This window comes from Nocardiopsis sp. iso_186 (assembly GCF_056173365.1).
The window spans coordinates 1,943,373-1,968,800 of the sequence record NZ_CM149670.1; the positions used below are offsets into that span (position 1 = coordinate 1,943,373).

The window sequence follows — 25,428 nt, forward strand, 5'->3', positions numbered from 1 at the left end:
GGGACCGAGGCGGTCCGTGCGGCCCACGGCGAGGCCAAGGCCGTCGGCGCCGATGGAATCCGCCCTCCGGCGGATGGCAGGTCGCGGGTGCCTCGGGTCTTAGGGGGAGCGATCTCGTAAGGGCAGCCTCAGTGGTTTCCCGGCATCGCGGCTACGGCAGGATGCTGGGAAAAAGTGGCGAGATCAGGAGGCGAACAACCGTGTCCGCGAACAGCTTCGGCAGCCGTGACACGCTCCGCGTTGGCGACGAGTCGTACGAGATTTTCCGTCTGGACGCCGTTGACGGCGCCCAGCGGCTTCCCTACAGCCTGAAGGTGCTGCTGGAGAACCTCCTGCGCACCGAGGACGGGGCGAACGTCACCGCCGAGCACATCCGTGCCCTTGGCAACTGGGACGCCACCGCGCAGCCCAGCCAGGAGATCCAGTTCACCCCCGCGCGGGTGATCATGCAGGACTTCACCGGTGTCCCCTGCGTGGTGGACCTCGCCACGATGCGCGAGGCCGTCAACGACCTGGGCGGCGACCCGGCCAAGATCAACCCGCTGGCCCCCGCCGAACTCGTCATCGACCACTCCGTGATCGTCAACGTCTTCGGCCGTGCCGACGCCTTCGAGCGCAACGTCGAGATCGAGTACGAGCGCAACCGCGAGCGCTACCAGTTCCTGCGCTGGGGCCAGACCGCCTTCGACGAGTTCAAGGTCGTCCCGCCCGGCACCGGCATCGTGCACCAGGCCAACATCGAGCACCTCGCGCGCGTCACCATGACCCGCAACGGCCAGGCCTACCCCGACACCTGTGTGGGCACCGACTCCCACACCACCATGCAGAACGGCCTGGGCATCCTGGGCTGGGGCGTGGGCGGTATCGAGGCCGAGGCCGCGATGCTGGGGCAGCCGATCTCCATGCTGATCCCGCGCGTCGTCGGCTTCAAGCTCACCGGTGAGCTGCCCGCGGGCACCACCGCCACCGACCTCGTGCTCACCATCACCGAGATGCTGCGCAAGCACGGCGTCGTGGGCAAGTTCGTGGAGTTCTACGGCGACGGCGTCGCGGCCGTGCCGCTGGCCAACCGCGCGACCATCGGCAACATGAGCCCGGAGTTCGGCTCCACCGCCGCCATGTTCCCGATCGACGCCGAGACCATCCGCTACATGCGCCTGACCGGCCGCAGCGAGGCCCAGACCGCTCTGGTCGAGTCCTACGCCAAGGAGCAGGGCCTGTGGCACGACCCCTCGGTCGAGCCCGTCTTCTCCGAGTACCTTGAACTGGACCTGGCCGAGGTGGTCCCTTCCATCGCCGGCCCCAAGCGTCCCCAGGACCGCATCATCCTGGCCGACGCCAAGCCGACCTGGCGCAAGAACGTGCGCGACTACGTGCACGACGACGGTCTCGACGGCAAGGTCAACGAGGCCAACGCCGAGTCCTTCCCCGCCTCGGACTCTCCCGCGGTCTCGGGCAACGGCAACGGCCAGCCCGCCGACCAGGGAACCGAGGTGCCGGGTGCACGCCCGCGCAACCCCGCCAAGGTCACGATGGCCGACGGCACCCAGACCGAGATCGACCACGGCGCCGTCGTCATCGCCGCGATCACCTCGTGCACCAACACCTCCAACCCCTCGGTCATGCTGGGCGCCGCCCTGCTGGCCAAGAAGGCGGTGGAGAAGGGCCTGTCCCGCAAGCCCTGGGTCAAGACCTCCATGGCGCCGGGCTCCAAGGTCGTCACCGACTACTACGAGCGCTCCGGTCTGACGCCCTACCTGGACAAGCTGGGCTTCAACCTGGTCGGCTACGGCTGCACCACCTGCATCGGCAACTCCGGTCCGCTGCCGGAGGAAGTCTCCAAGGCCGTCAACGACAACGACCTCGCCGTGACCGCGGTGCTCTCGGGCAACCGCAACTTCGAGGGCCGGATCAACCCGGACGTGAAGATGAACTACCTGGCCTCGCCGCCGCTGGTGGTCGCCTACGCGCTGGCCGGGTCGATGGACATCGACATCACCACCGAGCCGCTGGGCACGGACACCGACGGCGAGCCGGTCTACCTGGCCGACATCTGGCCCTCCGCCGAGGAGATCCAGGAGGTCATGGACTCCGCGATCGCCTCGGACATGTACGAGCAGGCGTACTCCGACGTGTTCGCCGGCGACGAGCGCTGGAAGTCGCTGCCCACGCCCACCGGCAACACCTTCGAGTGGTCCGACGACTCCACCTACGTGCGCAAGCCTCCGTACTTCGACGGCCTGCAGCCCACCCCGGCCCCGGTCACCGACATCGAGGGCGCACGGGTGCTGGCCAAGCTCGGCGACTCCGTCACCACCGACCACATCTCCCCGGCCGGTGCCATCAAGCCCGGCACCCCGGCCGCGGAGTACCTCAAGGGGCACGGCGTCGAGCGCCGCGACTTCAACTCCTACGGTTCGCGTCGCGGCAACCACGAGGTGATGATCCGGGGCACCTTCGCCAACATCCGGCTGCGCAACCAGATCGCACCGGGCACCGAGGGCGGCTACACCCGCGACTTCACCCAGGCCGACGGCCCGGTGTCGTTCATCTACGACGCCGCGCAGAACTACGCCGAGCAGGGCACCCCGCTGGTCGTCCTGGGCGGCAAGGAGTACGGTTCGGGCTCCTCCCGCGACTGGGCGGCCAAGGGCACCAGCCTGCTGGGCGTGCGCGCGGTCATCACCGAGTCCTACGAGCGCATCCACCGCTCCAACCTCATCGGGATGGGCGTCATCCCCCTCCAGTTCCCCGAGGGCCAGTCGGCGGACTCGCTCGGCCTGACCGGTGAGGAGACCTTTTCCATCAGCGGCATCACCGAGCTCAACGAGGGCCGCACCCCCGCCACGGTCAAGGTCAGCACCGACACCGGCGTCGAGTTCGACGCCGTGGTGCGCATCGACACCCCGGGCGAGGCCGACTACTACCGCAACGGCGGCATCCTGCAGTACGTGCTGCGCCAGCTCATCGCGAAGTAGCGGTTCACCGCGCCACCCCGTGACCGGGCCCACCAGGCCCGGTCACGGACGCCAAAGGGTCCGTCCCCGTCGAGAAGAGGGGGCGGACCCTTTGGCGTCCGGGCTCAGCCGAGGTGGGGAAGCCTCTCGGGGAGAAGGGCGTGCCGGACGCGGAGGCGCTGGGTCCGGTGCAGGAGGAGCGCGTCGATCTCGTCGCGCGGGATCCAGCGCACCACGACGGACTCGTCGCTGACGGCCAGGAGGCCGCCCACCGGGCGGCCGCGGAAGCAGATGTTGAACTGGCGGCGGACCTCGCCGTCGGTATAGGCGATGATGTGCCGGGGATCGGTGTAGGTACCGACCAGGCCGGTGATCTCGATGTCGATCCCGGTCTCTTCCCTGGTCTCGCGCACGGCCGCCTCGGGCAGGCTCTCGGTGGGCTCCAGTACCCCACCGGGCAGGGCCCACAGCCCGTTGTTGACGCGTCGCTGCATCAGCAACCGCCCCTTGGAGTCGAACACGGCCGCGCTGGCGGTGACCACCGTGCTGTTGGGCGCGGGTGCGGTGGGATCGTCGTAGTACTCGGTGCGGGCCATGGCGGGGTCACTCCCGAATCGGATTCGACGTAGTCCGCACCGTGCCGCCGATCGCCGTGTGAGACGACGGAGAGACCCCGGGAACGGCCACGTCGGAGGTGGAAGGCGAAATCGGCACGGACGCCCGCTCCGCAGACACGGACCTTGCTCCGATGGGGGAGCCGGCCGGTGCTGACCCAGCGTTCAATGGTCTTCGGGTCGGTCAACAATGCCGCGGCGAGGGAACGCACCGTGTGCCCCGTGGTGATCATCGCGGAACGCAAACGTTCATTGGGCATGGGGACCTTCTACCGCACCGGTCCGTGTCGGCGCGGGGGAGAACGAAAGAAGCCGACCCTCCCCGCCCACACGGTCAGAGCAGGGTGAGCAGTTCGGCCGGTCCGAAGAGGACGAGCAGTGCACCCACGGCGCTGGACGCGGAGACGACCAGCGCCAGCGCGCCCCACAGCCACTCGCCGCGCCGTCGCCGCCACGACACCACCAGCATCACCAGACCGCCCACGACCCCCGCCAACCAGCCGGCCCAGGGCAGGAGCAGCGCCACGACCAGCAGGATCGGGTTGCACGCGGGGGCGTCGGCCACGGAAGTGCAGGAGGCGGGCTGCATCACCGTGGCGATGGACATGAAGGGGAGCACGGCCCCGCCGGCGAAGGCCGCCAACAGCAGGATCATGCCCAGGCCGCGCGACACCACCCGTTGGGGCGTCAGGGGCTGCGGGGGAGAGAAAGGCTGCTGGATCATACGACCCCTTTTCGTCAAGGAGCCGGGCAGGGCGGCTCGGATGCGTTCGCCTGGTTCGACGCCGCAACCGCCCGGGTGGTTCACCGCGGCCCGATTGCTCGTGTGGCGTAGGAATAATCACGGTTGTCGGGGTATCTGGTGGATTGACGACGCTACGGAAGGCGATCCCATGACACAGGGTGACACTCCGAGACAGCCGCGCCCGAGGCCGTGGGCCGCCCTGCTGCTCCTGGTGCTTCCGGCACTGCTTCTCGGGTGGGCAGGCGCGGAAGCCGCCGGCGGCCTGCCGTCGCGGCCCGATGCGGCGGTCGCCCAGGTCCTGGCGGTCGCGATGCCGGTCTGGCTGGTTCTCGCCGCTGCGCTGTCCGGCGTGCGTCGATGGCGGCGCAGGTCCTCCGAAGCGTCCCCGATGTCCACACGACCGGGTGAGCCGCGCTCCCTGGAGCGCCGCCTCGCCCGTGCGCTGGCCAGGCACGGCGAGTACCATCCCCGCGCCATGCGCCTGCGCCGTAGGCTCGGCGCCCACTACGCCCACCACCAGCGCCGCGACTGGGAGAAGGCGCTGGAGCACTACGGGCCGCTGATGGCGGCGCTGGAGCACTGGCAGGACGCGCGCTCGGCACGACTGCGCCGTCTGGAGACCGGGGCGGAACTGCTTCGGCTCTATGACGCCACCGGTCGTGCCGAGCTGCGTGACGCGCTGTGGGAGCGGTTGGTCTATCCGGGGCCGCGCGAACGCGGTGACCGGTCCGTGCTGACCCTGCGGCGCGATCTCGTCGTCCAGATGGGCTACCTCGACCTGGCCCGGACAACCGCGGCGTGGGCGGCCCTGGTCCCCGAACTCACCCGCGCTTTCGGCGACGACGCCCAGATCACGATGGAAGCCCGTGAGCAGCACGCCAACGCACTGCTCGCCGCGGGAGACGTCCGCCGCGCCCATAGCGTCCTCAACGCCCTCCTGGACCGCCAGATCCGGCTCTACGGGGCAGGGGACGGCAGGGTCGCGCGTACCAGAAGGCGTATCGAGGGTGCCCGGGACCGCGAGCGCGAGGACGGCGCGGGACGAGGACTCGGCCGGCTGAGAGAGGCCCTGTCCTGGCTGCCCCGTCCCCGTTCGCACGCGTCCGCCGAGACCGGCGAACCACCGGTCAGCGAGGACCCCGACGCGCGTCCGGTGGGGTAGGGCCGGCGCAGCGGGCCGACTCCCGTCGCCTTCGGCTCCGCCCCGGTCACCACCCCTTTGCCGGCCCCCGTCGCGCGACTCGTCCGGATGCGCCGGCAGGCCGCGGATGCCGGTTGCGCGTTGCCGGGCGCGGTCGCCGGCGAACCCGTCCGATGCCGGTCCGCAAGGACACCCCAGCGTGGGGGCGGGCAACCGGCCGCTTCACCGCTGAAACGTATGTCTGCTGTTGGCTCCCCTCGGCGGGCCGGATGGATTGTCCACGATCGTGTCGGCGTGGTCGTCGCACCGGTGCTCGGCGTAGAAGAGGTCCTCCTGGGCGGCCCACATCGAGCGGTGGGGAGCGTAGTCGGCCGCGTCCGACCTGGCGTCCAGCCGCCTGGTCCGCAGCGAGGCAGGCGCCTCGACCCAGATCAGCGCGGCCAGGAACGGGCGCAGCCCTTGTGCCCCGCTGCCGCACCCCTCGACGACCAGACCGTCGGAGACGGGGGTGCGCACCCATTCGGTGTGCTCCCCCCGTTCCCAGTCGTAGCGACGCCAGCACGGGTCCGCACCTCCTACCAGTGGATCGACGACCCACCGGCGCACCAGTGCCTCCGTGGCCGCCAGGCCCGTCCACCCGGGGTAGAGATCGTCCAGGTGCAGGACCGGCCATCCCAGGTGGGAGCCGAGCAGAGCGGCGACGAAGCTCTTTCCCGCTCCCGATCTGCCCTCGATCGCAACCACCCGTGCCGCCCCGGCCCGGGCAGGGGCGCGCTGTGCACGCATTGCCAGCGCTGCCGCGAAGCCGGCATCGGCGGTCAACAACCGCACGGCCCGGCCCTCGTCACCGGTCCGTTCCATGGCTCAACCACCCGCCCGAACCGGAGTAGGCCAGGGCAGGGTGCGGGCCGCCACTCGCCGTGGCCCGTTCCTTGATGCAGCCGCTTCCACTCGACCCCCACTGCCCGCGCCGTCGTTTGCCGAGGTTCCACTTTCGCACCCGATTCCCCCGGTGGTGCGTTCCGGCTTCCGTACCTGGAGATCGCCGCGGTCCCGTTCGTCGCCGCCCGCACGGGGTAGAGACGCCATCGCGCAACCGATCCCGTCCGGTCGGGGTCACCGGCGAAGAGGAGAACCACCATGGCAGCTCGCACCCTTGGGACGCTCACCGCGTTGCGCCGCCTAGCCGTGGCGGGAGCGATCGTGCTGTTCGCGGTGACCTCGCTCTCCGCCTGCGACGACACCCCCGGTGTGGGCGAAACGGAGGCTCCGGCCCAAGAGGAGCGCGACGAGGCCCCGGATGGTTCCGAGGACACCGACGAAGAGCGGGACGAGGACACCCGGGACGACGTTCGGGACGGCGGCGACGAGGACGGTGACAGGGACGACGACAGAGAGGACGGCGACGACAACTGATCCGCGTTTCCCGGCGCGCCGGCATTCGAGGTGCCATCTCACCGGGTGTTTTCAAGCCTTGTAAGCTCGACTGCACCGGCCTTGGGCCACCGATGGTCGAGCGAAGGAGCATCCGTGACGACGGACGCGCAGGTTACGCCCGGGTCGCAGGCTGCTTTGCGCCAGGCCAACCGCGAGCGGGTCGTGGCCGCACTGCGTGAAGGCGGCACCCTGACCCAGGCCGAGATCGCGCGCTCCACCGGCCTCTCGGCGGCCAGCGTCTCCAACATCGTGCGCGACCTGCGCTCCACCGGTGCGGTATCGGTGCGAGAGACTTCCTCCAACGGTCGCCGGGCGCGTGCGGTCACCCTGCTGCGTCCGCCCGGTGTGGTGGTGGCGATCGACTTCGCCAACACCCGTCTCGGCGTCGCCCTGGGCGACAGCCAGGGGCGGTTGCTGTTGGAGGAGTCGATCGCCTACGACGTGGCCGACGACCCCGTGCGCGGCGTCCGGCGTGCCGTCTGGCTGACCGAGACACTGCTCACCCAGGCCCGAGTGGACCACTCGATGGTCATCGGGGTGGCCGCAGCCGTTCCCGGCCCCATCGACCCGGTCAGCGGAGCGGTCGGGGGGATCACCTGCATGCCGCGTTGGGCGGGGTTCGCTCCGGGCAGCGAGCTCGCCGAACGGCTGGGGCTCCCCGTCACCGTCGACAACGACGCCAACCTGTGCGCCCTGGCGGAGTCCTTCGAGGGCGTGGCCCGCGGAGTGGAGCACGTGGTCTACGTCAACGTCGCCCAGGGGGTGGGGGCGGGCGTGATGATCTCGGGACAGCTCTTCCGCGGTGCGGGGGGAACCGCCGGGGAGATCGGGCATATCGGTCTCGACGAGCGCGGACAGGTGTGCCGTTGCGGCAACCGCGGCTGCCTGGAGACGCTGGTGGGGGCCCCGCACCTGTTGGACATGCTGCCCCAGTACAGCAGTGTCGAACACGGGGCCACGCTTGAGGGGCTGATCGCGGCTGCTGTCGCGGGCGATCCCGGATGCCGGCGGATCGTCTCCGAGGCGGGCTCGGCCCTGGGGCGCGGTGTGGCGATCATGGTCAACATGTTCAACCCGCAGATGGTCATCGTGGGCGGTGCCATCGCCGAGTCGGGAGAGCTGCTGCTCGAACCCATGCGCCGGGCCATGGAACTGGGAGCACTGGGCAGCGCACTCGCCGACCTACAGCTCGTTCAAGGCGAACTCGGCCGCCGTGCGGCCCTGCGCGGTGCCCTGCGAACCGCTCTTGTCTCCACTGTCTGAAGCTACTAGGTAAAAGACTTCCGACGGCACAGATTTTCACAAATCGGGCGATAAGCCCATTGACCTGGGTGAACGCTGTCTTCAAGGCGTGAAGTCGATGTCCGTAACGTTTCAGTTATGTGTTCAAGACTTGACGTCAAGGTTTCCAAGAGTTTGACTTCACGGCATCGGTTCACCGAGTGATCCAGCGCACGTTGCGGTGGGCGCGTCCGCATCCCCCGGGTCGGTGGACCCACAAGGAGGCCAAGTAATGAGCAAGCGAAACAGGTTCGTCCACCGCGTGATGGTCGGCACCGCGGTCGGTGCCGCGACCGTGCTGACACTGGCGGGCTGCGGGGCCACCACCACGGGTGGAGCCGCAGGCGAAGGCGGCGATGCCTCGGTCGAGGAGGGCTTCACCATCGGGCTGCTCCTCCCCGAGTCAAAGACCGCGCGCTACGAGAAGTTCGACAAGCCCTACTTCGAAGAGGCCGTCGCCGAGCTCTGTCCCAACTGCGACGTCGCCTACCAGAACGCCGATCAGGACACCGCCAAGCAGCAGTCGCAGGCCGAGGCCATGCTGACCGAGGGCGTCAACGTCCTGGTCCTGGACGCCGTTGACGCCGAAGCAGCCGGAGGTATCGTCCAGCAGGCCAAGGGGCAGAACGTTCCGGTCGTCGCCTACGACCGTCTGGCCCAGGGCGGCGTGGACTACTACGTCTCCTTCGACAACAAGACCGTCGGCACCGTTCAGGGCGAGTCGCTCCTCGAAGGCATCGAGGAGGCCGGCGCGACCGGCGAGGGCGAGATCGTCATGATCAACGGTTCGCCCACCGACCCCAACGCCGCCGACTTCAAGGCCGGCGCGCACGAGGCCCTGGACGGCCAGGTCGAGATCGGTGCCGAGTACGACACCCCCGACTGGTCCAACGACAAGGCCCAGCAGCAGATGGAACAGGCGATCACCTCCATCGGCGTCGAGAACATCTCCGGCGTCTACAGCGCCAACGACGGCATGGCCGGCGGCATCATCGCCGCGCTCAAGAGCGCCGGCGTGGACGAGATGCCCCCCATCACCGGTCAGGACGCCGAGCTCGCGGGCATCCAGCGCATCATCTCCGGTGACCAGTACATGACCGTCTACAAGGCCATCCGCCCCGAGGCCCAGGTGGCCGCGGAGATGGCGATCGCCGCAGCCACCGGCGGCGAGTACGACGGCGGTGGCGAGTACACCGTCACCGAGGCCACCGACGGCGGCGGCGAGACCGTCCCCGCCGTGCTGCTCCCGGCGGTCGCGGTCACCGTCAACAACATCGAGGACACCATCATCGCTGACGGCCTCTACACCGTCGAAGAGATCTGCACCTCGGCCTACGCCGACACCGACCTGTGCAAGTCGGCAGGGTCGGGGCAGTAGCGAAACCGGAAGCAGGGGCACCGGGCCCGTCCATTCGCCCGGTGCCCCCTCCACGGCGACAACAGGCGGCCGAGGGATCCACAGACCCCGTCGGGGCGCGGCTTGAGGAAGCGACAATGACACAACCAGTCCTGGAACTCTCCGGGATCTCCAAGCGGTTCGGCGCGGTACAGGCGCTCAGCGAGGTCGATCTTCGGGTCAACCCGGGCGAGGTCGTCGCCCTGCTGGGTGACAACGGCGCCGGAAAGTCCACCCTCGTCAAGGTGATCGCGGGCGTTCACCCCGCTGACACCGGCACCATCTTCTGGGACGGCCGGGCAGTCCCGGTCGCCAAGCCCGGGGACGCCCAGCAACTGGGCATCGCCACCATCTACCAGGACCTCGCGCTCTGCGACAACCTGGACATCGTCGCCAATCTGTTCCTCGGAAACGAGCGCACCACCGGCGGAGTCCTGGACGAGGTGGAGATGGAGCGCCGTGCCAGCGAACTGCTGGACTCGCTCTCCGTCAGCATCCCCAGCCTGCGCATCCCGGTGGCCTCCCTCTCGGGAGGCCAGCGCCAGATCATCGCCATCGCCCGCTCCCTGCTGGGCGACCCCAAGGTCGTCATGCTGGACGAGCCCACCGCGGCGCTGGGCGTCGCCCAGACCGCCCAGGTCCTCGACCTCATCGAACGCCTCCGTGACAAGGGGCTCGGAGTGATCCTGATCAGCCACAACATGGCAGACGTCCGCGCGGTCGCCGACCGGGCAGCGGTCCTGCGCCTGGGCCGCAACGCCGGAGACTTCCGGGTCGAGGACACCAGCTACGAGGAGATCGTGGCAGCCATCACCGGAGCCTCGGACAACGCCGTGTCCCGGCGGGCCGGTCGTGTCTCGGTGCCGGGAACGGAGGAAGCGTGATGGCCCAGCAGACCCCAGTCGCGGACAGCGCCGTCGGCGTGCGCGACCCCCGCCTCATCGTGACCGCCAAGTCGCCCAGCGGCCTGGCCTCGGCCGTGGTACGCCGCCTGCGCGGCGGTGAACTCGGCCCGGCCCCGGTCCTCATCGGCCTCGTTCTCATCTGCGTGGTCTTCCAGTCCCTGAACGCCAACTTCCTGTCCCCGCAGAACCTCTCCAACCTGGCGTTGCAGATCGTCGCGCCCGGCCTGATGTCCTGCGGCGTCATCATGGTCCTGCTGCTGGGGGAAATCGACCTGTCGGTCGGTTCGGTCTCCGGCGTCTCCGGTGCGGTCCTGGCCGTCCTGGCCGTCAACCAGGGGCTGCCCGAGATCGCGGCGATCGCCCTCGCGGTGGTGTCGGGTGTCGTGATCGGCGTGCTGCAGGGCACGGTCTTCGCCAAGATCGGCGTTCCCGCGTTCGTGGTCACCCTGGCCGGCCTGATCGGCTGGCAGGGCATGCAGCTCTACCTGCTGGGCTCCGACGGCACCGTCAACGTGCCCTACACCGGCGCCATCGCCTACCTCACCCAGACCTTCTTCGTCCCGGTCATCGGGTGGACGATCGCCGGGATCGCGGTCGCGCTCTACCTCGTGCTCAACATCCTCGGGGAACGCCGACGCGCGGCGGCGGGCCTGCCCGCCAAGTCGCTCATCGAGATCGCCGTGCGTACCGTGTTCCTGGCCGTCCCGGTCTTCGGGTCGGTGGCCGTGCTCAACCTGTGGAAGGGCGTCCCCCTCTCCTTCCTGATCTTCGTCGGCTTCGTCGTGGCCTTCGACCTGATGCTGCGCAAGACCCGATACGGCCGGATGGTCTTCGCCGTCGGCGGCAGCGCAGAGGCCGCACGGCGTGCGGGCATCAACGTCAACTTCGTGCGCATCTCGGTGTTCGCGCTGGCCTCGACGCTGGCAGCGGTGGGCGGCATCATGGCCGTCTCCCGGGCCTTCGCCATCAGCCAGTCCACCGGCTCCGGTGACGTGCTCATGCTCGCCATCGCCGCGGCCGTCATCGGCGGCACGAGCCTGTTCGGTGGACGCGGCAGCGCCTACTCCGCGCTGCTGGGCGGTCTGGTCCTGGGAGCCATCACCTCCGGGCTGTACCTGCTCCAGATGGACTCCTCGGTCCGGTTCATGATCACCGCCGCGGTCCTGCTGATCGCCGTCATCCTCGACGCCGTGTCGCGCCGGAGCAGAAAGACCCACGCCCGAGGCTGACCCCCGGGCTCTCCCAGCCGGCCGCGCCGCCGACCCACCACTCCATCGGCGCGCACGACCGGTACCGCGGCCCCCGGAGCTCCCTCCCCTCCGGGGGCCGCCTCTCACCTTTTTCCAACACTGGGCGCACCTTCCTCTAGTCCGTCGCGCACATGATTGGCCGTGCAGAACCGATCAGGGCAGACGAAGGGGAGTGGTTCCCGATGCCGCTGCTACAGCAGAACGCGGAGTCAACCGCGCGGGGAGTGCTGGTCCATCAGCGCCCCCGCGAACGCCCCGGCGACCCGTCTCCGGAGCCGTCCGGCCCGGCCTCGGCCGACGTCCCCGTGACCATCGTCGAGACCCAGGCCGCCCGGCCCTGGTGGACCTGGCCGATCCCGGGGCTGCGCAACCCGCCCACGAGCGTGCTCTAGCACCCACCGGCCCCGCACGGCCGGCCGGGGAGTAGTCTCGCCTTCCGTGTCCGATCTGGTCTTTGTGCTCATCGCCGGTACGGCCGTGCTCCTCGGCGCCCTGGTACAGAGCGGGGCCGGTCTCGGACTCGGTCTCATCGCCGCCCCGGTCGTATCGATGCTGGACCCTTCACTGATGCCGGGGTCCATGCTCGTGGCCACCGCGGTGCTGCCGATGCTCACGATCGGTTCGGAGTGGCGCCACGTCAACTTCCGGGGTGTCTCCTGGGCACTGGCCGGACGGATGGTGGGCACGGTGGCCGGGGTGTGGGTGGTGGCGGTGCTGTCGCCCCGCACGCTCGGGATCGCGGTCGGGATCCTGGTCCTGGTGGCCGTGGCCCTCACCGTCTCCACCGTGCGACTGCGCCCCACCCCCCGCACGCTGAGCGTGGCCGGGACGATCTCCGGGGTGACCGGGACGGCCACCTCCATCGGAGGACCGCCCATCGCCCTGGTCTACCAACACGAGACCGGTCCTCGCGTGCGCGCGACACTCGGCGGTTATTTCATCGTCGGGGCGCTCGTCTCCTTGGTCGCGCTGGCCGTCGGTGGCCAACTACAGCTGCGCGAACTCCTGGTCGGCTGTGTCTTCGTGCCGTTCACCATCGCCGGTTTCCTGCTCGCCCGCCCGCTGCGCCGCTTCCTCGACGGGCCGTGCCTGCGGTGGACACTGTTGGTACTCATCACTGCTTCGGGAACGGTGCTCCTGGTCCGCTCGCTTCTGGCCTGAGCAGTACCCGCCCCGGAAAGGACCCCTATGCCCGCCCGTCCCACCAGGGCCGACCTCGTCGCGGCTGCCGACCGGACCGTGCCCGACGTCCTCGGCCCGGACCTGGACATCCTGTTGTGCGGAATCAACCCCGGTCTCTACTCCGCCTGGACGGGATTTCACTTCGCCCGTCCCGGAAACCGGTTCTGGCCCGCACTGCACGCCGCCGGCCTCACCCCTCGGCTGCTGCGGCCCGACGAGCAGGACCAACTGCCCGCACTGGGGGTGGGGATCACCAACCTGGCAGCCAGGGCCAGCGCCCGTGCCGACGAGCTGGCCCCCGCCGAGCTGCGCGAGGGCGGTGCGGTGCTCGCCGCACTGTTGGAGCGCCATCGCCCCAGGACACTGGGGGTGCTGGGCGTCACCGCCTACCGTCGCGCCTTCGGTCGGCCCAAGGCCCGGATCGGCCGCCAGGACACGGAAGAGGCCATCAGCGGGGTGCCGGTCTGGGTCCTGCCCAACCCCAGCGGCCTCAACGCCCATTGGACCACCACCGACATCGGTGACGAGCTGCGGCGTTTGCACGTGTGGGCCCGAGGCGCCCGAGCAGGGCGAGAAGCTGGGTGACTTCGGTAGGTTCGGGGCGAGAACGGCGTTCGGGGCTCGTAGACTCGGGATGAGCGCGCCCGCATGCGCGGCGCGTCCGATTCGCAGACGAGGGGCATCCGCTCCCCGCCCGCGGCGCCCGGGTCCCGCTTCGCCGAGGGGCCCGCGGGTTGACCCGGACCGAGTCATCGGTACCAGAGGGAGGTGCACTCGTGATGGCTGAGTTTCACGCTGATGAGCGGTTGCGCTCGGGTGGGCCATCCGGTGACGGGCGTTGCGCTCGGTACCCGGAACGTACCCCGCGTGGAACACGGTTGTGGGGAGCCCCGCAGGGCCGACACCCGGCCCCGCAAAGACCCCGCCCCGCCGCCCCCGCCGGGGACGAGCGGGACGATCCGGGCCGTGCGGCCCGCATCGTGTCTGACACGGGCAACGGGAGGCCCCGACGCCGCCCGTGTCCGACCAACACCCTCAGGAAGGAGCGAGGCGCGTTCTTCCCGGCGTGACCGCCGGACCATCCGCGCCAGAATCCAGATGACGAGAGTGACGTTGCTCGAGTCGGTGCACAATCCGGACGACCTGAAAAAGCTCTCCGCGGAGCAGGTCCCCCAGCTCGCGGCCGAGATCCGTGAGTCCCTGATCTCACAGGTCGCCAGAACGGGCGGACATCTCGGCCCCAACCTGGGTGTCGTTGAGCTCACCGTTGCGCTGCACCGGGTCTTTGACTCCCCGCGCGACCCCATCCTGTTCGACACCGGGCACCAGGCATACGTGCACAAGATGCTCACCGGTCGCCAGGACCTCTCCGACCTGCGCAGCGAGGGCGGCCTTTCGGGCTACCCGTCGCGCGCGGAGTCCGAGCACGACTTCATCGAGAACTCGCACGCCTCCACCGCACTGTCCTACGCCGACGGCCTGGCCAAGGCCAACGAGGTGCAGGGCCGTACCGACCGCACCGTGGTCGCCCTCATCGGCGACGGCGCGCTCACCGGTGGCATGGCCTGGGAGGCGCTCAACAACATCGCGGAGGGCAAGAACCGGCGCGTGGTCATCGTCGTCAACGACAACGGCCGCTCCTACTCGCCGACCATCGGCGGGCTCGCCGACCACTTCGCGTCCTTGCGTATGACACAGGGCTACGAGCAGGTCCTCGACATCGCCAAAACCGCCCTGAACCGGGCCCCGGTCGTCGGACCGCCGCTGTACGAGGCGCTGCACGGCTTCAAGAAGGGCCTCAAGGACGCGATCCAACCGCAGATCATGTTCGAGGACCTGGGACTGAAGTACCTCGGCCCCATCGACGGCCACGACACGGCCGCGGTCGAGAAGGCGCTGCGGCGCGCCCGCGACTTCGGCGGCCCCGTCATCGTGCACGTGCTCACCCACAAGGGCAAGGGCTACGCCCCGGCCGAGAACCACGAGGAGGACCAGTTCCACTCCCTCGGCGCGTTCGACGTCGAGACGGGGCTGCAGTCGGCCAAGCCCGGGCTGAAGTGGACCTCGGTGTTCAGCGAGGAAATGGTCAGCCTCGGTTCCGAGCGCTCCGACCTCGTCGCCATCACCGCGGCCATGCTGCATCCCACCGGCCTCGCCGCGTTCGCCGAGGCACACCCCGATCGCATCTACGACGTGGGTATCGCCGAGCAGCACGCCGCGACCTCGGCAGCCGGCCTGGCCATGGGCGGCCTGCACCCGGTCGTGGCCGTCTACGCCACCTTCCTCAACCGCTGTTTCGACCAGGTCCTGATGGACGTGGCCCTGCACCGTCAGGGCGTCACCTTCGTCCTCGACCGTGCTGGGGTCACCGGGGACGACGGGGCCAGCCACAACGGGATGTGGGACATGTCGATCCTGCAGGTCGTGCCCAACCTCGGCCTGGCCGTGCCGCGCGATGCAACCCGGCTGCGCGAACTCCTGCGCGAGGCCGTCGCCGTGGACGACGGCCCCACCGTCGTGCGCTACCCCAAGGGAGTCGTGGGAGCGGACATCCCGGCCGTCGGTCACATCGGCGGTATGGACTTGCTGCGGCGCGCGGAGAAGGACGGCCGGACCCCCGATCTGCTGCTGGTCGCCGTCGGTGCGATGGCCGAGACCTGCTGTGAGGTCGCTGATCGGATGGCCGCCCAGGGCATCGGGGTCACCGTCGTCAACCCGCGATGGGTCAAACCCCTGGACCCGGCCCTCGTGCCCGAGGCCGCTCGGCACAGCGTCGTGGCCGTCGTCGAGGACAACGGCCGCGTCGGCGCGGTGGGTGACGCGGTCGCCCGTGCGATGCGCGATGCCGAGATCGACGTTCCGGTACGTACCTTCGGTGTGCAGCAGCGTTTCCTCGACCACGCGAAGCGCGAGAAGATCCTCGGCGAGATGGGTCTGGCCCCCCAGGACCTGGCCCGCAAGCTCATCGAGACGGTCGCCAAGCAGACCGAGAAGGCGCTGGCCGACGAGCCTGCCGGCTGAGCCCGCTGGCCCCGCGTTCCGCCCCCGCCGGGCGGAACGCGGGACGCGCATCGCCCCCGTTCTACCGCTGCGACCTGCGGTTGTGAGGCACAATGGTGGGGTGGAGCCATCCGACGCGCTACGCGTCGCCGTCATCGGATCCGGACCTGCGGGCATCTACACGGCCCAAGCGCTGATCGGCCAGACCCGCGAACCCGTGGCCGTGGACGTCATCGACAGGCTGCCCACCCCCTACGGCCTCGTCCGCTACGGTGTCGCTCCCGACCACCCCACCATCAAGACGATTGCCGCCGTACTGGCCCGGGTCCTGGAGGACCCCCGCGTGCAATTCGTGGGCGGGGTGGAATTCGGTCGCGATGTCACCCGCACCGACCTGGCCCACGCCTACCACGCCGTGGTCTACGCCACCGGTGCCTCCACCGACCGCCTCATGGGGATTCCCGGCGAGGAGCTGCCGGGAAGCATCGCCGCCGTCAACATCGTCAACTGGTACTCCGGCCACCCCGACACCGGCCTCGGGTGTTTCGCGCTCGACTCCGAAGAGGTCGCGGTCGTGGGGGCGGGCAATGTCGCGCTGGATGTGGTCCGCGTCCTCAGCCGCACCGTCAACGACCTGCGCCGCACCGATGTCCCCGCACCCGTCCTGGACGCGCTGGCCGCCAGCCGGATCCACAGGGTGCACCTGGTCGCGCGGCGCGGACCGGACCGGACCAGATTCTCCCCCAAGGAACTGCGCGAGCTGGGGCGCCTGCCCGGTGTCGGTATCGGGGTGCACCCCACCGATCCGCTCCTGTCCCCGTCCCTCGCCCCGGAGGAGATGTCGCGCACGGCACGCACCAATGTGCGGACCCTGGCCGAATGGGCCCGGCATCCGAAAGAAGGCATGCGCCGTGTCGAACTGAGGTTCTGGCGAAGGCCCACCGCGGTCCTCGGCACCCGGCGGGTCGAGGGCCTGGAGCTCGAGCACACGCGACTCGACGACGAGGGGCGGCTGCAGGGGACCGGTGAACGCGAGGTATTGCCGGTGGGAATGGTCGTCCGCTCGGTCGGCTCGGTCGGTCGGCCGCTTCCCGGTGTTCCCTTCGACCCCGTGACAGCGACGGTCCCTCACGACCGGGGCCGGGCCCTCGACTCCCACGGGCATCCGATGCACGGAGAGTACGTCGCCGGATGGCTCAAACGAGGCGCTTACGGGGTGATCGGCACGAACAAGTCCGACGCCGCCGAGACCGCCCGGGCGCTCCTAGAGGACGCGCCCATGCTGCGCAGGACCCCACCCGACGTCTGCGCCGACCGGATGCTGGCCGATTGCGGTGCGGCGACCAGCTCCTATACTGACTGGCTGGACATCGATGCCGCGGAGGCCGCGCTGGCCCGGCGGTTGTCGCGCGGTGAACGCGTCAAGCTCTGCGGATGGCCGGAGTTGCTCAGGGCAATCGGAGACCGGCGACATCCCGGTCGCTGACCGTGCCGACACGGCCGCATTCGGCACCGGCCCGCTTCGGTGTCCGTCAAACATCCCGGTGCCGGCAGACTGCGCGGGCGGGAAAAGGTGCCGATGCTGCGAGGGGAACGCGACGGTGACGCAAGAAGCGGCTAACGGTGAGAACCTGAAGGTCGGCGGTTACCGGTTGCAGCGCCTGCTCGGCGAAGGCGGCTTCGGCGCCGTCTACCTGGGTGAGGACGACCAAGGCCGGCTCGCCGCCGTCAAACTCCTGCACCGCGGCCAGGCGACCGAGGGCGTGCGCGAAAGTCTTTCCCGAGAGATCGAGGCCGCCCGCAAGGTCAGTCCCTTCTGCATCGCCCAGGTCTTCGACGCCGATCTTTTTGCCCCCCAGCCCTGGATCGCCACCGAGTACCTCGAAGGCCCCACGCTGGCCGAACGCGTGCGTGATCGAGGGCCGCTCTCCGGGGCCGGACTACAACGACTGGCGATCTCCACCGCCACGGCGTTGACCGCCATCCACCGGGCCGGCATCCTGCACCGCGACTTCAAACCCGACAACATCATCCTCGCCCCGGACGGCCCCCGCGTCATCGACTTCGGGATCGCCAAGGCCACAGAGCAGACCAAGGTCCTGGCCAGCGCGGTTATCGGGACCCCCGCCTACATGGCCCCCGAACAGATCGAGGGCGTCGCACTCACCCCGCACGTGGACGTCTTCTCCTGGGGGGCGGTCATGGCCTACGCGGCGACGGGGCGCAACGCCTTCGACGGGCCCAACGTACCGGCGGTCATCAAACGGGTGATCATGGACGAGCCCGACCTTGCCGGCCTGGACCCGGCGCTGCTGCCGGTGGTGCGTCGTTGTCTGGAGAAGGAACCCGGGCGGCGCTACCGCGCCCACGAACTCCTCAACACCCTCCTCGGAGCAGGGGAACGGGGAATGGACACCGAGTCGGCGTTGAGCGAGGGCAGCACAGCGGTGGAGAAGCTGGAGCCCACCGGGCCCCGCCGGTCCTCCGCGGCCTCGTCCTTCGCCTACCGCTCGCAGCCCCCGCCCGTTGCCAGTGGGGTCGTCACCGGCCCGGGCCACCAGTTGTCCCGTTCCGCCAGGTCCGTTCCGCCATTCGAGTTCGCCGGCCGGCGTTTCTACGAACCCGGGGCACTGGCCGAGGCGATGCAGGGAGACTGGCCGGCGGCCGTGCTGATGTTCGGGGATTCGCTCAGCCGCGGTGATCTGCGCGACTGGATCATCGACGACCTGGGCGACACCCTGGTCAACCGGGCCGTACTGCGTCGCGAACCCGAGGCCCCCGACCTCGCGGTGGCACGCTTCGTCGCCGACCTGCGCCCCGACCTCGCCCCTCGTTACCGGGGCTTCGACATGCGGATGGGGCTGCTCAAGCAGAACCTGGTCCGTGGCGACGGGGTGAACCCCGCGGCCGTGGACACCCTGGTCCGCGCCTTCTTCGTGCCCGGGATGCGGCGCAGCCCGATCGGCTGGTTGGAGGAGGTGCTGTCGGTCATGGCCACCCACCACTGCGCCGACCCCCGGCACTCCTGCCCGTCCGAGGCCCCCTGCCAGGGCTATCAGATGCTGGTCCGCGACTATCAGGAGGCGGCCCGCGCAGTATTTCGGACCGCGCAGCACATCAACCGGATTCTGGCGCAGGGCCACGACAGCGCGGTCCTGTTCGAGCCCGACCGGCCGGACACCGCGGTCCTGGTCCTTGCCCGGCTGCTCGCGGGGGAACGCCGGTCCGAGAAGGAGGACCAGTTCGTCTCCACGACGACTGAGGCGTGGACGGCCGCCTTCCAGGCCGCTGCCGGTCCGGTCACGGGTCCGGCCCGCGCCGGTGCGGACGCGCTGCTGGGGCAGGCCGGTGACGTCGCCCATCATTTGGGGAGTCTGGAGCACACCTGCCGCAGGGAACAGGACAACTACGTCGCGGCGATCGACAAGGCCGTGCGGGTGCGCCGCTGGTACGAGATCGGTTCGGTCGCCCACCCGATCGTCTGTGCACTCCTGTTGCTGGGCCTGGTTACCGGCTGTGTCGCCGATCTCTCCTCGGGCGGTGGGGGAGCAGGCGGTTACTTCACGTGGATCCTGGTGGTGGGAGTGCTGTCCCTCGTGCTGCGCAAAGTCGTGCGCAACAGTGCGGACTTCCCTGGTCGTCAGGCCCATATCAATTATCTGAAGCAGACCCTGTACTCCATCCGCGACCGGATCGCCCAGGCCGAGGGCAAGCGCCACCAGCTGGAGAGAACCCGCTAGCAGGCCCGCCCGGTCCTGCCACCGCGACGTTGGGCATCGGAGGGCGCACCGGAACGGGCCGTGCTCGCGATGGTGGCCGCGAGCACGGCCCGTTCCGGTGATGCGGGGGAGCGCGCTTCCCCGGCTACTTGGTCAGCGCCTTGCTCGCGCCGAAGGTGTTGCACGCCTCAAGGGTCTCCATCTCGGCCCCGGAGTCGAACCAGTGCACGCGGTTGGTCGCGCTCCCGTGGCTGGTGCTGTCGGCACTGTCGGCGTTGAAGTTGCGGTTGGTGAACTCCGCATCGTCGGCTCCGTACCCGTTGACCGCTGTGAAGGCCGCTCCTGCGAAGCACTCGGCCTGGAGTTCCACCCGGCGGCTCGAGTCCAGGAACTCGTTGTCGGACGTGGAGCTGTTGCCGACGGAGTCGCTCTCCGCCAGGATCTCGGTCTGTCCCTGGATGTGGTGGCCGTACTCGTGGGCCAGGAGCGCGAACCAAATGCGCTCGTCGCCCATGTTGGGGTACGGCAGCAGGTTGCGGACGCTGGGTACGAGCACGGTGATGGTGAGGTCGTAGTCCATGTAGTACGCCAGGACCCACCCCTCCTCGTCGTCGCCCTCCATCTCCGGCGGCACCTTGTCCAGCACGACGTAGGAGGGAGTCTCCGGGTGCAGTCCCAGTTCCGCCATGGTCGGGTTCCACATGGCGTCCAGGCAGGGGCCCACCGTCTCGGTGAAGGACTCCCACTCCGCCGCAGAGGAGGCGTCGAAGGCGGGGACGTCGCAGTCCACCGGTGCCGGCGGCGACAGGTCGTACAGCGGGTGGTCCTGGATGTCCACGGCGATCGGGTCGGCGGAGGAGTACCAGCTGGAGTCGTAGGGCCGTTCGGGTTTTCCGGGGGAGGTCGAACCGTCCTGGATGGAGACGACCATGAGCCCCACGCACAGCACCAGTGAGACCACCGCGGCGAACGCCGAGCCTCCCGCGGTCAGCCAGAGGCCGAGTCCGCGGCGGCGGGGCCGGGGTTGTGAGGGCTGAGGCGCCCACGGGCCGTACCCCGAGGCAGGGTGCGCCGCGTACGGCCACGGCCCCTGGCCGTGCCCCGGGGGAGACGGTTGCACACCGTAGCCCCATCCGGGCGGCTGCTGGTAGCCGGGACCGGACGTTCCCTGCTGCCAGGCGGGCGGGCCGTGGGGACGAGCCGGTGCGGCGGGGAAGGGCCCGCCCGGTGCTGCCCAGGGAGGGGGACCGACGGGGGACCGCCGGCCGTTCTCGGCTGTTGGCTGCGAAGGCGGCCGGCCGTCGGTGTGCGCTGGGGAAGGGGGCGGCTGTGCGGGCGAGGGACCCTGCTGGGGGCGGGGCTCATCCACGGTCGGCTCACGCGGTGCGGCCTGGGGAACCGGGGGCGGCTCCTGGCCGGGCTCAGGCTCACCGTCGCGGGGAACGTCCAAAACGGGGTCCTTCGGTGTGAGGGGTTGCCAATAGGGTTGATCAACTCTATTCGGACATGGGGTGGGCGTGGGTGGCTCGGGGCGCCGTGCGGATTGCGCATGGGGCGCGGTCGCAGACGAGTGCGTTCCCGTTTACCGGGGTGACCGGTACTCCACCCCTGCTGAGCTCAGGATGTCGCTCAACTCAGCCTCGAACAGGGCTTCCATGGTGTCCATGGCGAATTCCATGTGCTGGAACACCTCCATGCACACCAGCCCGTAAAGCCGGACCCAGCAGCCGACGAGCACGCGTAGCGCACCGTCGCTGGCGTTTTCCGTGGTGAAGCCGGCGTGTTCGGCAAAAGCCCGCAGCTGCCGGCTCAGTTCCGGGGAGATGTCGTCCTCGGGAGGAAGGCTGACCCGGTGCTGTTGGAGCAACTCGTCGAACAGGGTCAGGAAGGTCGCCGCGAAGTGCCGGCCCGCTTCGATCGCCACGCTCTCGTGCTGGCAGGAGCGGTGCGGGTGGGACGGGCCGAACAACAGGGTGAACTCGGCACGGTTGGCCAGCGCCCAGGTACGAAAGGCGCGCAGCGAGCTCAGGAGACGGCCGTCCACGTCCCTTTCCGGGAGGGCGTCGTTGGCGGTGCGTACGGCCATCGAAAGTTCGGTGAAGAAGTCCGCGCTCAGCGACAGCAACAGGTCGTCCAGGCTGGAGAAATAGCGGTAGAGGCCGGGGGCGGTCATGCCCATGTCGCGCGCGATCGCGCGCAGCGAGACTCCGCCCGGACCGTGTTCCACCAGGTGGCGCCGCGCGATGTCCTTGATCTCCACGAGTGTGGCTTCGCGCACACGTTCACGCCTGGACAGCGGCTGGATTGCCGGTTCCGTCCCGCTGACCTGTGTTGATACCGCCTCGTTTGGCACAGTTGTTCCTTACCGGAGGGTTGGGCCCGCCTTGCCCACCTTGACATCGGTTAACGCGGTCCGCTTCAGTAAACGGCGTAAGCTTACGCCGTTTACTGAAATTAGGCGTATTTACCTCAAATTAACACCCATCGGAGGGTCGCTTCATGTTCACTGCGCTCGGCAGGCTCGCCTACCGTGGCCGGGTCTGGGTGCTTCTGCTGACCGGGGCGTTCGTCGTGTTCGCCGGGGTCTGGGGCACGGGCCTGTTCAGCGCCGTCACCGACGGTGGTTTCGAGGATCCCGGTGCGGAGTCGGCCAGAGCCGCCGAAGTCCTCCAGGAGGAACTGGGGCGCGACGACGTGGATGTCGTCGCGGTCTACCGCGACGACGACGTCGAAGTCAACGACCCAACCTTCGCACGTGCCATCGGCGACGTCGTCAACCGGCTGCCCGACGAGCACGTGAAATCGGCCACGACCTATCTCGACGAGGGGCTCACCGACATGCAGCGCGGTGCCCTCGTCTCCGAGGACCGCCACGCCACGTACATCCCGCTCACCCTCAACGGTGCGGACAAGGCCGAGCGGATGGAGTCCTACCACGCCATCGTCGACGACATCGACTCCGATGTACTGGACGCCCGGTTCGGCGGCCCGCTGCCCATCGAGGCCGAGATCTCCGAGCAGGCCGAGAGCGACATCATTCGCGCCGAACTGTTCTCGCTCCCGGTTCTGCTCCTGCTGCTGGTGGTCATCTTCGGTGGCCTGGTGGCAGCGCTCATGCCGCTCGCGGTGGGCGGTCTGGCCATCCTCGGGTCCCTCACGCTGCTGCGCGCGCTCACCTATGTCACCGACATCTCCGTCTTCGCCGTCAACGTCGCCACCATCCTGGGACTGGGGTTGGCCATCGACTACGGGCTGTTCATGGTCAGCCGCTTCCGCGAGGAGATGAAACGTTCCGGCAATACCGCCGCTGCCATCCCCACAACCCTGGCAACCGCGGGGCGTACCGTCGCCTTCTCAGGCGTCACCGTCATGATCGCCTTCGCCGGGCTGCTGTTCTTCCCCCAGCCCATCATGCGCTCCATCGGGATCGGCGGTATTGCCGTGGTCCTGTTCGACCTGGTTGCCGCCCTCATCGTCCTTCCCGCGCTGCTCGCCGTCATCGGCCGCAGAGTTGACGCCCTGCGCCTTCCCTCCTTCGGCGGACAGGGATCGCTGCTGGGCTCCCTCACGGCCCGGTGGCGCAGCCGCTCCGAACGTGACGCCTCTGCACGCCCCGGCGAGGGCGACAGCCGCCCGGGCGCCACGGGAGCCTGGTCGCGCCTGGCCTACAGCGTGATGCGCCGCCCCACCCTCTACCTGCTCGTCGTCGGCGCGGTACTCGTCGCCTTCGCGTCATCCCTGATGTCCCTGCACATCGGCTCCACCGACCAGCGCTACCTCCCCGACACCTCCGACAGCCGAATCGCCACCGAGATGCTGAGCGACGACTTCCCCGGCGGAGGCTTCGGCTCGCTGGACGTCGCCGTTGTGGGGGACGTGGCCACTGACGACCTCGATGCCTTCGCCGCCGAACTCGGTGACCTCGACGGGGCCGAGGGCGCCGCAGTCGTGCGCGCCGGCGACGACGTCGCGCACCTGACCGTCAGCTACGAGGGCGAGACCGACGACCCCGGTACCGCTGACCTGGTGCGTGACGTCCGCGCGGCAGAGATCCCCCAAGGCGCCGACGAGGTACTGGTGGGCGGGGCCGCGCCGATGCAGATCGACAACGTTGACGCCATCGTTGACGCCGTGCCCTACACGCTGCTGTTCGTCTCGCTGTTGACCCTGGTGCTGCTGTTCATGGCCTTCGGCTCGGTGGTTCTGCCCATCAAGGCCGTCCTGATGGGCTTCTTGTCGCTGGGCGCGTCGCTGGGCGTGGTCATCTGGGGTTTCCAGGAGGGTCACCTCGCCGGTCTGCTGGGTTTCGAGGCCGTGGGCACCATCGACCCGACCTATCTCGTGCTGATCATCATCATCGCCTTCGGTCTCGCCATGGACTACGAGCTGTTCCTGCTCAGCCGCGTGCGGGAGGAGTACCTGCTCACCGGGGACAACTCCCATTCCGTGGCCGTCGGACTCCAGCGCACCGGCCAGATCATCACGAGTGCCGCGCTGCTGCTGGTGGTCGTGTTGGCGGGTATGGGGGTCTCCGGGCTGCTGTCCCTGAAGATCATGGGCATCGGCCTGGTCGTCGCGGTCGTCATCGACGCCACCCTGGTGCGCGCCCTGCTGGTTCCGGCCACCATGCGGTTGCTGGGCAGCGCCAACTGGTGGCTGCCGCGTCCGCTGCGCTGGCTGCACGACCGCATCGGCATCAGCGAGTCCGAGGAGGTTCCCGAGGCGACGTCTGAGGGCGCACGCGAACGCGAGACCGCGCCCGTGGGCTGACCCTGTCTCGGTCGTCCCCCTATCCCGGCCGAAACGGGGGCGGGCGGGGGGACGCAAGTGGGCAATTGGCCGAAGATCACCCTTGGTGATCGGTTGGTTGTGTAGCGTCGTGGGGATCGGGTCGGGGGTCGGCCCGGTCCCCGCTGTCGCGGCGGCTACCGCATGCCCACAATGGAGGACTTCTCCGTGCTGCACATTCCATGGGCCGATTCGAACGCGCTGATCACACGACTGGTCCAATGGCACCCCGAACCGGCCCACGGGTCCCGGGCCACCGACGGCCGCGTCCGGGCCACCGCCTCGTTCAACCAGTACAGGCACTTCAGTGCCGCCCGCGAGGCACGCGAGCAGAAGCGCCCGGAACACACGTGGGTCGCGGTCTCCTCCAAGGTGGCCGGCCCATGCGCCCCGGCAGCGGGTCCGGGCCGTGCCCGCCTCCCCCGGGGGGCGAGGAGCGACGGAATCCGGCCGGTCGGCCGCGGACGAGCGCTGAGAGACGATCCGCGTCGGGGCCGGCGCCGGCGCTTCGCCGCGGTTTCGGGGGCAGCCGATCGACAAGGGGGCAGCGCCTCCTTTGTCCGCCCCCCGACGCCGCAGCAGCTGTTCCGGTCCCCCGCCCGCGTTCCCGTGCCCGGAGCGTGCGCGAACGACCGCTCCCTGTTCGGCGGGTACGCGTGCGCCCGGACGACACCCAACTGCCTCCACGCTCTCCACGACCGCCTCCGAAACGGTGGTCCGACGTGCTCGCTGGTGTCGCGCACGGCCGAGGTGGGCGAAGGCGTGACAGGACATCTGCCGGTGTCCGCAACGCAGAGGTCGGCGCGGCCCTTCCGATCGCGGGCGTCCCGGCTATCGGATGCCCGGAGCTCCCCGATGCCGGGGTAAGTGGCGTTCAGTTGCCCGATCGACGTCATCTGCCCGGGCGCTTCCCTGGGATGCGCGGCGAGCCGATGGCGTTGCAGGACGAACACGTGTCCGGCGGGGGCCGCCCCGCCGTTGACGACCACTACCGGCGCTGGTCGTTTTCTCGG

The 25,428-nt window shown here is 69.6% G+C and carries 19 protein-coding genes; 14 read left to right on the plus strand and 5 right to left on the minus strand.

Translation table 11 applies throughout. The features are described 5' to 3' along the window. Positions 1-200: 200 nt before the first annotated feature. Complete coding sequence (locus AC0VYP_RS08720; RefSeq protein ID WP_475473410.1) at positions 201-2,978, plus strand: aconitate hydratase; 2,778 nt, start codon at positions 201-203, stop codon at positions 2,976-2,978. A gap of 104 nt (positions 2,979-3,082) precedes the next feature. Here the strand turns inward: AC0VYP_RS08720 and AC0VYP_RS08725 are convergent, their stop codons facing one another. Together AC0VYP_RS08725 and AC0VYP_RS08730 are read right to left on the minus strand one after the other, a co-directional pair. Further along, entirely contained in the window at positions 3,083-3,553 is a 471-nt protein-coding gene (locus tag AC0VYP_RS08725; RefSeq protein ID WP_475473411.1) for an NUDIX hydrolase, read from the minus strand. Positions 3,554-3,905: 352 nt separating this feature from the next. Continuing rightward, a complete protein-coding gene (locus tag AC0VYP_RS08730) occupies positions 3,906-4,295 on the minus strand; it encodes a hypothetical protein (protein WP_475473413.1) in 390 nt (129 codons plus the stop codon). A gap of 169 nt (positions 4,296-4,464) precedes the next feature. Between AC0VYP_RS08730 and AC0VYP_RS08735 the strand changes: the two genes are divergently transcribed. Continuing rightward, positions 4,465-5,478 (plus strand): hypothetical protein, encoded by a 1,014-nt coding sequence (locus tag AC0VYP_RS08735; protein ID WP_285760455.1) that lies wholly within the window; start codon positions 4,465-4,467, stop codon positions 5,476-5,478. A gap of 201 nt (positions 5,479-5,679) precedes the next feature. Here the strand turns inward: AC0VYP_RS08735 and AC0VYP_RS08740 are convergent, their stop codons facing one another. Continuing rightward, the gene (locus AC0VYP_RS08740; protein WP_475473414.1) at positions 5,680-6,318 is read right to left on the minus strand and encodes a nucleoside/nucleotide kinase family protein; all 639 of its coding nucleotides are present in this window, start codon (positions 6,316-6,318) and stop codon (positions 5,680-5,682) included. 279 nt (positions 6,319-6,597) lie between these two features. Here AC0VYP_RS08740 and AC0VYP_RS08745 point away from each other — a divergent pair, with 279 nt between their 5' ends. The 11 genes from AC0VYP_RS08745 (at position 6,598) to AC0VYP_RS08795 (ending at position 19,648) form a co-directional block, all read left to right on the plus strand. After that, on the plus strand, positions 6,598-6,873 hold the full coding sequence (locus tag AC0VYP_RS08745) for a DNA primase (protein WP_475473415.1): 276 nt from the start codon (positions 6,598-6,600) through the stop codon (positions 6,871-6,873). A 114-nt stretch (positions 6,874-6,987) separates the two neighbouring features. Further along, on the plus strand, positions 6,988-8,157 hold the full coding sequence (locus AC0VYP_RS08750) for an ROK family transcriptional regulator (protein ID WP_285760452.1): 1,170 nt from the start codon (positions 6,988-6,990) through the stop codon (positions 8,155-8,157). 250 nt (positions 8,158-8,407) lie between these two features. After that, positions 8,408-9,553, plus strand: coding sequence for an ABC transporter substrate-binding protein (locus tag AC0VYP_RS08755; RefSeq protein WP_475473416.1), 1,146 nt, complete (start codon positions 8,408-8,410; stop codon positions 9,551-9,553). Positions 9,554-9,669: 116 nt separating this feature from the next. Next, positions 9,670-10,455: an ATP-binding cassette domain-containing protein gene (locus AC0VYP_RS08760; RefSeq protein WP_475473417.1), complete on the plus strand. Its 786-nt coding sequence runs from the start codon at positions 9,670-9,672 to the stop codon at positions 10,453-10,455. Next, the gene (locus tag AC0VYP_RS08765; protein ID WP_475473418.1) at positions 10,455-11,705 is read left to right on the plus strand and encodes a sugar ABC transporter permease; all 1,251 of its coding nucleotides are present in this window, start codon (positions 10,455-10,457) and stop codon (positions 11,703-11,705) included. Before AC0VYP_RS08760 ends, AC0VYP_RS08765 begins: the two co-directional genes overlap by 1 nt. A gap of 203 nt (positions 11,706-11,908) precedes the next feature. Then, entirely contained in the window at positions 11,909-12,118 is a 210-nt protein-coding gene (locus AC0VYP_RS08770; RefSeq protein WP_475473420.1) for a hypothetical protein, read from the plus strand. 46 nt (positions 12,119-12,164) lie between these two features. Continuing rightward, a complete protein-coding gene (locus tag AC0VYP_RS08775) occupies positions 12,165-12,887 on the plus strand; it encodes a TSUP family transporter (RefSeq protein ID WP_475473422.1) in 723 nt (240 codons plus the stop codon). Positions 12,888-12,914: 27 nt separating this feature from the next. Then, entirely contained in the window at positions 12,915-13,493 is a 579-nt protein-coding gene (mug, locus tag AC0VYP_RS08780; RefSeq protein ID WP_285760446.1) for a G/U mismatch-specific DNA glycosylase, read from the plus strand. Between the two features lie 522 nt (positions 13,494-14,015). Beyond that, entirely contained in the window at positions 14,016-15,929 is a 1,914-nt protein-coding gene (gene dxs, locus AC0VYP_RS08785) for a 1-deoxy-D-xylulose-5-phosphate synthase (RefSeq protein WP_475473423.1), read from the plus strand. Positions 15,930-16,029: 100 nt separating this feature from the next. Beyond that, the gene (locus AC0VYP_RS08790) at positions 16,030-17,394 is read left to right on the plus strand and encodes an FAD-dependent oxidoreductase (RefSeq protein ID WP_475473425.1); all 1,365 of its coding nucleotides are present in this window, start codon (positions 16,030-16,032) and stop codon (positions 17,392-17,394) included. A 115-nt stretch (positions 17,395-17,509) separates the two neighbouring features. Next, positions 17,510-19,648: a serine/threonine protein kinase gene (locus AC0VYP_RS08795; RefSeq protein ID WP_475473427.1), complete on the plus strand. Its 2,139-nt coding sequence runs from the start codon at positions 17,510-17,512 to the stop codon at positions 19,646-19,648. A 124-nt stretch (positions 19,649-19,772) separates the two neighbouring features. Here AC0VYP_RS08795 and AC0VYP_RS08800 read toward each other — a convergent pair whose 3' ends face one another. Further along, a complete protein-coding gene (locus AC0VYP_RS08800) occupies positions 19,773-20,747 on the minus strand; it encodes a neutral zinc metallopeptidase (protein WP_475473428.1) in 975 nt (324 codons plus the stop codon). A gap of 462 nt (positions 20,748-21,209) precedes the next feature. Continuing rightward, the gene (locus AC0VYP_RS08805) at positions 21,210-21,905 is read right to left on the minus strand and encodes a TetR/AcrR family transcriptional regulator (RefSeq protein ID WP_285760441.1); all 696 of its coding nucleotides are present in this window, start codon (positions 21,903-21,905) and stop codon (positions 21,210-21,212) included. A 221-nt stretch (positions 21,906-22,126) separates the two neighbouring features. On the opposite strand from AC0VYP_RS08805, the gene AC0VYP_RS08810 reads away from it, so the two are divergent. Then, positions 22,127-24,397 (plus strand): MMPL family transporter, encoded by a 2,271-nt coding sequence (locus AC0VYP_RS08810; protein WP_475473429.1) that lies wholly within the window; start codon positions 22,127-22,129, stop codon positions 24,395-24,397. Positions 24,398-25,428: the final 1,031 nt, after the last annotated feature.